This is a genomic window from Streptomyces sp. NPDC048255 (assembly GCF_040652415.1).
Classification (GTDB): domain Bacteria; phylum Actinomycetota; class Actinomycetes; order Streptomycetales; family Streptomycetaceae; genus Streptomyces.
Genome location: NZ_JBEZMA010000028.1, coordinates 80223 through 90910, shown reverse-complemented (window position 1 = coordinate 90910; position 10688 = coordinate 80223). Strand labels below are relative to the sequence as shown.

Genomic DNA, 10688 nt, shown 5'->3' with positions numbered 1-10688 from the left:
GAGGAGACCGCCTACTTGCCGCCGTACCCGGGTCCGGGACAGCAGCAGGGCGTCGCGGCTCCGGACGGCTGGTTCCGCGACGAGGTCCAGGCCCCCGCACCCGCATCCGGGCATGCGCCCGCGCCGGCGTCCGGGACCACACCCGCGCCCGGGCCCGGGCCAGCGCTGGGGGCCGGGACCGCGCCCGAGCCGGGCTCCGCGTCCGCGTCCGTGCCCAGGACCGCGCCGGGGTCCGGTTCCGCCCACGGGCCGGGCTCCGCGCCCGCGGCCGAGCCCGGCCCGGGTGACGGCCGCGTGCAGGCGACCCCGGCCCCGGCCGCTGCCCCGGCCGCCGCCCCCGCCGCGTCGGCGACCGGCGTCGTGCACGCGCCCCGCCCCGTACCGCCCGGTCCGGGGAACCTGCGGGCGCGGCTGACCACCTTCGTCGGCCGCGAGGAGGACATCCGGGTCATCGGGGACGACCTGGCACAGGCGCGGCTCGTCACGCTGCTCGGCCCCGGCGGGGCCGGCAAGACCCGGCTGTCCCAGGAGGCCGCCGAGGCCCACGCCGGAGCGGGCTGGCCGGACGGGGTGTGGCTCGTCGAGCTCGCCCCCGTCGACGACCCCGACGACGTCGCCGAGGCCGCGCTCGCGGCGCTCGGCGCACGCGAGACCAAACTGCGCGGCGCCTCCGCCGAGGAACTGCGGGCCCTGACCGACCGCGGCGGGTCCGACCCCCTCGACCGCCTCACCGAGCACTGCGCGCGCAGGCGGCTCCTGCTGCTCCTGGACAACTGCGAGCACGTGATCGGCGCCGCCGCCGAGCTCGCCGAACGCCTCCTCACGCACTGCCCGGGCGTCCAGATCCTCGCCACCAGCCGCGAACCCCTCGGCGTGCCGGGGGAGACCCTGCGCCCGGTGGAACCGCTGCCCGACCCGGTCGCGCTCCGGCTCCTCGGGGAGCGCGGCGCCGCCGCCCGGCCCGGTTTCCGCACGGCGGACGACCCGGCCGCCGCCGCCGAGATCTGCCGCCGCCTGGACGGGCTGCCGCTCGCCATCGAGCTCGCGGCAGCGCGGTTGAGGCTGCTCACGCCGCGCCAGATCGCCGACCGGCTCGACGACCGCTTCCGCCTGCTGACCAGCGGCGCGCGTACGGTCCTGCCGCGCCAGCAGACCTTGCGGGCCGTCGTCGACTGGTCCTGGGACCTGCTCGACGAGGCCGAACGCACCGTGCTGCGCCGGCTGTCCGTCTTCGCCGGCGGCTGTGACCTCGCCGCCGCCGAAGCGGTCTGCGCCGACCCCTCGTACGACGTAGCCGACATCCTCGGCTCCCTCGTCGACAAATCCCTCGTCGTGGCCGCCCCCGACTCCGACGGCGCCGGGATGCGCTACCGCCTCCTGGAGACGGTCGGCGAGTACGCCGCCGAGCGGCTCGCCGAGGCCGAAGGCGACCGCGCGGCCACCGAACGCCGCCACCTCGTCCACTACCGCGAACTCGCCCGCACCACCGAACCCCTGCTCCGCGGCCACGGCCAGCGGGCCGCCGCCGACCGCTTCGCCACCGAGTACGAGAACCTCCGTACCGCCCTGCGCCGGGCCGTCGCCGCGCGCGACGCCGACGAAGTGCTGTGCCTGATCCACTCCCTGGGCTGGTACTGGCACACGCACGACCTGCGCACCGAGTCCCGGCACTGGACCGAGGCGGCCGCGACGCTGGGCCCCGACCCCTTCGTGCCGCCCGTGGTCCCCGCCGAGCCCGTGTACGAGCAGCTCGTGGACTCGCCGCCGCCCTACTCCGGCGAACTGCTCACCGAGGCCTGGCGCACCGTCCACCTGGTCCAGCTGGCCTCCCGGGACCAGAACAGCGACTCCTGGAGCAGCCCGGAGGCCCGGGCCCAGGTCGAGGGGGTGCTCGCCGCCTACCGGCCCGGACTTCCGCAGACCTGCCGGACCACCGGCTCCCTGTGGATCTACGCCGTCATGATCTGGGGCGATCCCCAGCTGCTCAAACGGGTCCTCGACGAGACCGTCGCCACCGCCCGCGCGCTGGGTTACCGCTGGGAACTGGCCTCCGCGCTGCAGCTCCGCGCCAACGTGCTCGCCAACCGGGCCGACTGGGCGGGCGACGCCTCCCGCGACGCCGACGAGAGCCTGGCCCTGTTCCGTGAGCTCGGCGACGCCTGGGGCTGCGCCGAGGCGCTGTCGGCGCGCGCCGAGTCCCGGGAGAAGCGCGGCGAGTACGGCCCGGCCACCCGCGACTACCGCGAGGCCATCGCCTACGCCGAACGCCTCGGTGCCCGGGCACAGGTGGCGGTGCTGCGCGTACGGATGGCCGGGACGCTCACCGAGAGCGGCCTCTTCGAGGAGGCCGAGCGGATCCTCGGCGAGGTGACCGCGACGGTCGAGCGGTACAGCAACGAGGCGCTGCCCGCGGCCCGGATGTTCCTCGCGGGCATCCTCGGCCGCACCGGCCGCATCCCCGAGGCCCGCGCGCAGCTCCAGCTCTTGCGCGACGAGTTCGCCTTCGGCGCGTTCGCCGTCTTCGACGGCTTCCTGCTCGGCACGATGGCCTGGCTGGACAACCGGGAGGGCTGCTACGAGGAGGCCCTCGAACGGCTGCACCAGGCCATGGGGTTCGCCTCGGACCCGATGGCGCGGCTGGTGGCCCCGCAGATGCCGGCGGTCTACCTGATGACCGCCGCCGTGTCCCTGGCCTCGCTCGGCGGCCGGCGGCGGGCGTACGACGCCGCCCGGCTGCTGGGCGCCTACCGCGCCCTGCTGCCGCCCCGGCACTTCCAGGTGAAGACGGAACGCGAGGACAGCGCCCGCGCCGAGGAGCTGGCACGGGCGGCGCTGGGCGACGCCGCGTACGAGGCGGCGTACGCCGAAGGCGGCGGCCTCACCCTGGAGGAGGCCACCGCCCTCTTCTGATCCGGGCCCGGTCAGGGGCCCGTCCGGGACGCGATCCGAACGGACCGAACCGACCCCGGCCGGATCAGGTCTTCTGGCGGAACTTGCGGACCGCGAGCGGCATGGTGACCGCCGTGATGGCGAGCGACCAGCCCAGCGTCATCCACACCGAGTTGCCGACCGGCGCCCCGTTGATCAGGGCGCGGGCGGCGTCGGCCAGGTTGGACAGCGGGTTGTAGTCCGTGAAGCTCTGCAGCCAGCCCGGCATGGTGGCCGGCGGGGCGAAGATCGAGCTGCCGAACTGAAGCGGCATCAGGACCAGCATCGCCATGCCCTGGACGGCCTGCGCGGTCTTCATGGTGAGACCGAGCAGGATGAAGATCCACATCAGCGAGGCGCCGAAGACGGCGGACAGGCCGATGGAGAAGAGCAGGTCCAGGACCGAGCCCTTGATCGACAGGCCGAGGATGAAGCCCACGCAGAGCAGGATCGTGATGGCGACCATCATGCGGCCGATCTCGACGACGATCTTGGCGAGGAGTACGGACGAACGGGCGATCGGCATGGACCGGAAGCGGTCCATCACGCCCTTCTTGAAGTCGTCGTTGACTCCGGTGCCGACCGCCATGGCGATGTTCATGCCCATCATGGCCATCAGGCCCGGGACGACGTAGTTGACGTAGTCCGCCTGGTTGCCCTTGCCGGAGATCGCGCCGCCGAAGACGAACACGAACAGCAGCGTGAAGATGATCGGCATGAACAGGACGTCGAACATCGACTCGGGGTCCTGCTTGATCTGCAGGGCGTTGCGGCGCACCAGGGCGCCGATGTGCCGCAGGTTGGCGCGCAGGCCGATCCGGCCCTCGCCGGCGGCCGCGGCCGGGGCGGCCGGGGAGGCCGCGGTGACGGTGGTGTTGCTGGGCTTCGTCGTGGTTCCGGTGCTCATGCCGCGACCTCCTCGGTCTGCTCGGTGGGAACGGAGTCCTCGACGGAGGCGGGCTTCTGTCCGGTGATGGACAGGAACACCTCGTCGAGGCTGGGCAGGTAGGTGCCGAGGTCGGCGATCGCGTACCCGCGGGCGGCGAGCAGGCCGACCACGGCGGTCAGCTGCTCGTCGCTCAGGATCGGGACCAGCAGCACGCCCTCGTCCGGCACCGCCTGGGAACCGGCCACGCCGTCCAGTCCGGCCTCGGCCAGCGAGCGGGCCATGCCCGGCAGGTCCGCCGGGGACACCGGGCGGATCTTCAGGGTGCGGCCGCCGACCCGGGCCTTCAGCTCGTCGACCTTGCCGTTGGCGATGACCTTGCCGCGGTCGATGACCGTCAGCTCGCTGGCGAGCTGCTCGGCCTCCTCCATGTACTGGGTGGTGAGCAGCACGGTGGCCCCCTCGGCGACCAGCCGCTGCACCTCGTCCCAGACCTCGTTGCGGGTACGGGGGTCCAGGCCGGTGGTCGGCTCGTCCAGGTAGAGGACGGCCGGGTTGCCGACCAGCGAGGCGGCGAGGTCGAGCCGGCGCCGCATGCCGCCGGAGTAGTTCATGACGGCCTTCTTGGCCGCCTCCGTCAGGGAGAACCGTTCCAGCATCTCGTCCGCGCGGCGGCGGGCGTCCTTGCGGGACAGGTCGAGCAGCCGGCCGATCATGTAGAGGTTCTCCCAGCCGGAGAGCTTCTCGTCGACCGAGGCGTACTGGCCCGTGAGGCCGATGGTCCGGCGCAGCTGCCGGGGCTGGCGGACCACGTCGTAGCCCGCGACCCGGGCGGTGCCGGCGTCCGGGACGATCAGGGTGGAAAGGCAGCGCACCAGGGTGGTCTTGCCGGCGCCGTTGGGCCCGAGGACCCCGAGGACGGTGCCCTCGCGGACGTCCAGGTCGACACCGTCGAGGGCTTTGGTCTCGCCGTAGTGCTTGACCAGCCCCCGTACCTCTACGGCGTGGGGGTTCTTGTCGTTTCGCGTCATGTCCGCAATAGGAACATCCGCCACTGACAAAGCACCGACAGCCGACCGACATCCGTCCGACATCGGGGCGGCGTGCAGACGGCGGCCCGCCGGCATTCCGGCCGGCGGGCCGCTGTGACCTGCTCACCTCATCAGTGGAAGGCGTGCTCCTCCTGCGGGAACGTTCCGCCGACCACGTCCTCGGCGAAGGCCTTCGCCGCGTCGCCCATGGTCTTGCGGAGGTTCGCGTACTGCTTGACGAACTTCGGCATCTTCCCGCCGGTCAGGCCCATCATGTCCGTCCACACCAGCACCTGCGCGTCGCACTCCGAGCCCGCGCCGATGCCGACCGTCGGGATGTGCAGGGACCGGGTGACCTCGGCGGCCAGCTCGGCCGGGACCAGCTCCAGGACCACCGCGAAGGCGCCCGCGTCCTGCGCGGCCTTCGCGTCGCGCAGCAGCTGGTGGGCGGCCTCGTCGCCGCGGCCCTGCACCCGGTAGCCCATGGCGTTGACGGACTGCGGGGTCAGGCCCAGGTGGGACATGACGGGGATGCCGGACTGCACGATGAGCTCGGTCTGGTGCAGCGAACGCTCGCCGCCTTCCAGCTTCACCGCTCCCACGCCGGCCTCCTTGACGAGGCGGGTGGCACTGCGCAGCGCCTGCACGGCGCCTTCCTGGTACGAGCCGAACGGCAGGTCGCCGATGATCAGGGCCCGGCTGGTGCCCCGTACGACGGCCGCCGACAGCAGGGTCATCTCGTCCATCGTCACGGGGACGGTGGTCTCGTAGCCGAGGTGACAGTTGCCCATCGAGTCGCCGACGAGCATGACCGGGATGCCGGCCTCGTCGAACACGGACGCGGTCATCGCGTCGTAAGCGGTGAGCATGGGCCACTTCTCGCCGCGTTCCTTGGCGAGGGTGAGGTCGCGGACGGTGATGCGCCGGGTGCCCTTGCCTCCGTAGAGGGTGGGCGAGGCCGCCTGGGCGGGTTCGCGGGCAGGCGAAACGGCATGCGTCATTGCAACTGCTCCTTGTGTCATCTCGAGGCGCCCTTACGGCGTCCCCGGACTCACCCCCCATGGTGGCATCCGTGCGGCCCGGGGCGGAAGTGGGACGGGCCGCGGTCCTCCAATGTGCGCGTTTCGTGACAAGCGGAACCCCTGGCGCACGGCCGTTCGTCCTCCCGGACGTACGACCGCGACAGGCGGTCGTGAGGTAGGGCACGGAAGGCTCCGTACATCGCCTAGGGTCAAGGGGCGGGGACGGAGCGCGAGTACGGCAGCGAGGGCAGTGGCATGGCACAGGCGTACATGATGGAGACGGGGAACGGCGGCTCGGAGCCCGAGCCCTCCCGGTCCCGCCTCCGGCGCCGACTGGCCGCCCTGCGCGGTGACCGGGGCATCTGGCGGCGCGGGATCCTGCTCGCCGCGTGTTCCCTGCTGCTCGCCCTGGTCATGATCTTCCGGGCGAAGCTGCCCAACGACGTGGGCAACCTCGGCAGCCTCACCGAGACCTTCCTGCCCTGGCTGGGCCTGGCCGTCCCGCTGCTGCTGGCCGGCGCCCTCTTCCGCCGGTCCGCGACCGCGCTGATCGCGGTCCTGCTGCCGGCGGTGGTCTGGGTGAACCTGTTCGGCGGACTGGTCACCGACAAGTCCGGACCGGGCGGCAACCTCGTGGTCGCCACCCACAACGTCGACGCCGACAACCCCGACCCGAAGGGCACCGCCGAATCGGTCGCGAAGTCCGGAGCCGACGTGCTGGCCCTGACCGAGCTCAAGTCGGGTGCCGTCCCCGTGTACGAGAAGTCCCTCGCCGGCACGTACAAGTACCACGCGGTCGAGGGCACGGTCGGCGTGTGGAGCAAGTACCCGCTGACCTCCAGCCAGCCCGTGGACATCAAGATGGGCTGGACCCGGGCCATGCGCACCACCGTCGCGACCCCCTACGGCGACATCGGCGTCTACGTCGCCCACCTGCCGTCCGTCCGGGTCAAGCTCAACGCGGGCTTCACCGCCAACCAGCGCGACAACAGCGCCGACGCGCTGGGCGCCGCGCTCGCCGCCGAACCCCTCAAGAAGGTCATCCTGCTCGGCGACCTCAACGGCACCATGAACGACCGCGCCCTGTCCGAGGTCACCTCGCAGATGCGCTCCACGCAGGGCGCGGCGGGCGACGGCTTCGGCTTCAGCTGGCCGGCCCAGTTCCCGATGGCCCGGATCGACCAGATCATGGTCCGCGGGATCAAGCCGGAGGCCTCCTGGACGCTGCCGCGCACGGGCAGCGACCACCTTCCGGTCGCGGCGCGGGTCACCGCCCTGCTGTAGTCATGTGCCAGGGCCCCGGCCGCCCCGACGTCACCGTCGGCGCGGCCGGGGCCCTGGCACATCCGCCTCGGGCGGGCTCACGCGTGCTCGCGCCAGCCGTTCGTGATGGGCAGCCGGCGGTCCTTGCCGAAGCCCTTCGCGGAGATCTTGGTGCCCGGCGGGTACTGGCGGCGCTTGTACTCCGCCGTGTCCACCATCCGCAGGGTCCTGGCGACCAGCTCCCGGTCGAAACCGGCCGCCACGATCGCCTCGATGCCCTGGTCGCGGTCCACGTACAGGGCCAGGATCGCGTCGAGCACCGGGTAGTCCGGCAGCGAGTCGGTGTCCACCTGGCCCGGGCGAAGCTCGGCGCTCGGCGGCTTCACGATCGAGTTCTCCGGGATCGGCGGGGTCTCGCCGCGTTCGGCCGCGGCCCGGTTGCGGTACTGCGCGAGCCGGAAGACGTCCGTCTTGTACACGTCCTTGATCGGGCCGTACGCGCCCACGGAGTCCCCGTACAGGGTGGAGTAGCCGACGGCCAGCTCCGACTTGTTGCCCGGGGCCAGCACGATGTGGCCCTCCTGGTTGGAGACCGCCATGAGCATGGTGCCGCGGAGGCGGGACTGGAGGTTCTCCTCGGCGAGGCCGGTGAGGCCCAGTGAGCCCATGTACGCGTCGAACATCGGCTCGATGGGCACGGTGCGGAAGTTCAGGCCGGTCCGCCTGGCCAGCTCCGCCGCGTCACCCCTGGAGTGGTCCGAGGAGTACTTCGAGGGCATCGAGATGCCGTGGACGTTCTGCGCGCCGATCGCGTCGCAGGCGATCGCGGCGACCAGGGCCGAGTCGATGCCGCCGGAGAGCCCGATCAGGACGGAGCGGAACCCGTTCTTCTTGACGTACGCGCGCAGGCCCACGACCAGCGCGTCGTAGATCTCCTCGTCGTCGTCGAGGCGGTCCGCGTACCCGCCGGTGACGACCGGATCGTAGGGTTCCACGGGGTCCTCGGAGAGGATCACGCGGTCGATGCGCAGTCCGTCGTCCACCACGCCCTCGGGGGCGTCGGCGGGCGCGGCGGGCAGGTCGAGGTCGACGAGCACGCAGCCCTCGGAGAACTGCGGGGCGCGCGCGATGACCTCGCCGTCGCGGTCGACGACGATCGAGTCCCCGTCGAAGACCAGCTCGTCCTGGCCGCCCATCATCGCCAGGTAGGCGAGGGTGCAGCCGGCCTCCTGGGCCCGCTTCCGGACCAGTTCGAGGCGCAGGTCGTCCTTGTTGCGCTCGTACGGGGAGGCGTTGACGGAGATCAGCAGCCCGGCCCCGGCGGAGCGGGTGGCCGGCACCCGGCCGCCGTCCTGCCAGAGGTCCTCGCAGATCGCCAGGGCCACGTCGACGCCGCGCACCCGGATCACCGGCTGGGTGTCGCCCGGCACGAAGTACCGGAACTCGTCGAACACGCCGTAGTTGGGGAGGTGGTGCTTGGCGAAGCGCAGGACGACCTGCCCGCGGTGCAGCACGGCGGCCGCGTTCTCCGGGGAGCCGGCCGGGCGGCCGAGCCGGGGCGTGGCCCTCTCGGAGCGGTCGAGGTAACCGACGACGACCGGCAGTTCGCCGAAGCCCTCGGCCGCCAGCCGCTGCGCGAGTGCGCGCAGCGCCGTACGGGAGGCTTCCACGAAGGACTCGCGCAGGGCGAGGTCCTCGACGGGGTACCCGGTCAGCATCATCTCCGGGAACGCCACCAGGTGGGCGCCCTGCTCGGCGGAGTGCCGGGTCCAGTGGACGACCGAGTCGGCGTTGGCGGCGATGTTGCCGACGTGCGAGTCGATCTGATTCAGAGCGAGACGAAGTTGAGGCACGGGCCCAGTCTAATCGTCTTTCTGACGCGATGTCCTGGAGTCGGTGCGGTGGACGGGCCGGGAAGGGGCCGGAACGGGGTGAGGCGCCCCACTGGGGGGCGCCTCGGGGCCTGTCGCGAGGACCGGCGCGGCGGCTGTCGTGCAGGCCGTCGCCCAGGTCCTTGCGTCGGCTGCCGCTCCGGTCCTTGCGTCGGCTGCCGCGCCGGTCCTCGCGTCGGCTGCCGCGTCGGCCGGCGTGCCTGCCGTCGCGGGAGCGGCCGCGGACGGTCCGGTCAGCTGATCGGGCCGTTCCAGATCGCGTCGTCGTAGTCGTTCGTAATGCCGGGGGAGATCTCGAAGTGCAGGCTCTTGGAGTCCTTGGCGACGTCGAAGACGAACGAGCCGGTGGCCGACTGGCCGGGCATGACCGAGCCCTTGAACAGCTTCGGCTGCTGGCCGTCGAAGACCATCTCGGCCTCGGTGCCCTGGTCGTCACGGACGTTCGGCAGCGCGGTGGTCACGTCGATCGGGGCATCGGAGTTGTTGGTGATCTTCACGGTCACCTTGATCCCGCGGCCGGTGCGCTCCGTGGGGTAGGCGTTCTTCCCCACCGTGTACGCGGCCGGCTCCTGAACGGTGACCTCGACACCGTCCGGGTAGGTGAACGCACCGCCCCAGGGCAGCGGGGAGGTCTTGCCGGGGATGTCGGAAGGGGAGGACTTCGGCTTCGGGGTCGTCGGGTAGGCCGGGGAGTAGGACGGGTCGAGGTCCAGCTCCGAGAACTCCTTGTCGAGATTCTTGTCCACCTCCTTCACGAGGGCCGCGGTGATGTAGTAGCCGCCCGTGGTCGCGGCGAGGCTGAGGAAGCCGAGGACGATGCCCGTGACGGCCATGGCCTTGCGGGGCGCGCCCTTGCGGGCCTTGACGAAACCCCCGACGCCCAGGCCGAGGCCGGTCAGGCCGAGGAGGGCGCCGACCCAGAAGAGGAACGGCGTGACGCCGCCGAGGACGCCGAGGACGCCCAGGACCAGGGCGGCGATCGCCAGCCCGTTGGTGGCCGGGGCGGTCTGCGGATAGCCCGGGAACGGGGCGCCGCCGTAGCCCGCGCCGGGCTGGGCCCAGGGGTTGGCGGGGACGCCGTACCCGGCCCCGCCGGCCGGCGGGGCCGGGGCGGGGGCCGGGCCGGGCGGCGCGAAGGGCGAGGGGGCGGGGGCGGGCGCGGGGGCCTGTGGAGCCGGGGCCGCGGCGGGGACGTCGGCCGGGGCCGGAGCCGGGGTCTGGGCGGTCTGGGCGGTCTGGGCCGTCGGGGCCGGAGCCGGGGTCTGGGCCGCCGGAGCCGGAGTTTCGGCCGGGGCCTGGGCAGCGTCCGACGGGGTCTGAGCCGGGGCCGGGCCCTCGGCCGGGGCCTTCTGCAGTGACGGGGCCTTCTCCAGCGACGTCGCGGGAGCCGGGGCCGCGGCGGGAGCGTCCGCCGGGATCTCCGCCGGGGACTCGGGAGCTGCGGTCTCGGCCGGAGCGTCGGCCGGGGCTGCCGGGGCTGCCGGGGCCGGGGCCTCGTCCGGCGACGGGGTCTTGTCCAGCGACAGGGGCTGCGCGGGCGCCGGTATCGCGGCCGTCTCGGGTACGGGCGTACCGGCCGGCTCGGTCGGCTCGGCCGACGGGCCGGGGGTGCTGCTGGGCGGGTTCGGCGGGGTGCTCATACCGGCGGGCGCATCCTTATGTCGCG

General features: G+C 73.0%; 7 protein-coding genes. 2 read left to right on the top strand and 5 right to left on the bottom strand.

Annotation, left to right across the window (positions count from 1 at the left end):
- On the top strand, positions 1-2910 hold a 2910-nt coding region (locus AB0D94_RS22245), incomplete at its 5' end, for an AAA family ATPase (protein WP_362054662.1).
- A gap of 64 nt (positions 2911-2974) precedes the next feature.
- Here AB0D94_RS22245 and AB0D94_RS22240 read toward each other — a convergent pair.
- From AB0D94_RS22240 to panB, 3 genes are all read right to left on the bottom strand, one after another.
- Positions 2975-3835: an ABC transporter permease gene (locus AB0D94_RS22240; protein ID WP_362054659.1), complete on the bottom strand. Its 861-nt coding sequence runs from the start codon at positions 3833-3835 to the stop codon at positions 2975-2977.
- Positions 3832-4845, bottom strand: coding sequence for an ATP-binding cassette domain-containing protein (locus AB0D94_RS22235; protein WP_362054656.1), 1014 nt, complete (start codon positions 4843-4845; stop codon positions 3832-3834). The genes AB0D94_RS22240 and AB0D94_RS22235 overlap by 4 nt, the downstream gene beginning before the upstream one ends.
- A gap of 131 nt (positions 4846-4976) precedes the next feature.
- A complete protein-coding gene (gene panB, locus AB0D94_RS22230; RefSeq protein ID WP_362054653.1) occupies positions 4977-5846 on the bottom strand; it encodes a 3-methyl-2-oxobutanoate hydroxymethyltransferase in 870 nt (289 codons plus the stop codon).
- 276 nt (positions 5847-6122) lie between these two features.
- Between panB and AB0D94_RS22225 the strand changes: the two genes are divergently transcribed.
- A complete protein-coding gene (locus AB0D94_RS22225) occupies positions 6123-7151 on the top strand; it encodes an endonuclease/exonuclease/phosphatase family protein (protein ID WP_362054650.1) in 1029 nt (342 codons plus the stop codon).
- 77 nt (positions 7152-7228) lie between these two features.
- Here AB0D94_RS22225 and AB0D94_RS22220 read toward each other — a convergent pair whose 3' ends face one another.
- Together AB0D94_RS22220 and AB0D94_RS22215 are read right to left on the bottom strand one after the other, a co-directional pair.
- Entirely contained in the window at positions 7229-8983 is a 1755-nt protein-coding gene (locus AB0D94_RS22220) for an NAD+ synthase (protein WP_362054647.1), read from the bottom strand.
- A gap of 272 nt (positions 8984-9255) precedes the next feature.
- A complete protein-coding gene (locus AB0D94_RS22215; protein ID WP_362054644.1) occupies positions 9256-10662 on the bottom strand; it encodes a DUF4352 domain-containing protein in 1407 nt (468 codons plus the stop codon).
- Positions 10663-10688 lie beyond the last annotated feature (26 nt).

Bases quoted from the DNA above. Each gene is read 5' to 3' on its own strand.
- AB0D94_RS22240 (WP_362054659.1), bottom strand. From the start codon at position 3,835: ATGAGCACCGGAACCACGACGAAGCCCAGCAACACCACCGTCACCGCG.
- AB0D94_RS22235 (WP_362054656.1), bottom strand. From the start codon at position 4,845: ATGACGCGAAACGACAAGAACCCCCACGCCGTAGAGGTACGGGGGCTG.
- panB (WP_362054653.1), bottom strand. From the start codon at position 5,846: ATGACGCATGCCGTTTCGCCTGCCCGCGAACCCGCCCAGGCGGCCTCG.
- AB0D94_RS22225 (WP_362054650.1), top strand. From the start codon at position 6,123: ATGGCACAGGCGTACATGATGGAGACGGGGAACGGCGGCTCGGAGCCC.
- AB0D94_RS22215 (WP_362054644.1), bottom strand. From the start codon at position 10,662: ATGAGCACCCCGCCGAACCCGCCCAGCAGCACCCCCGGCCCGTCGGCC.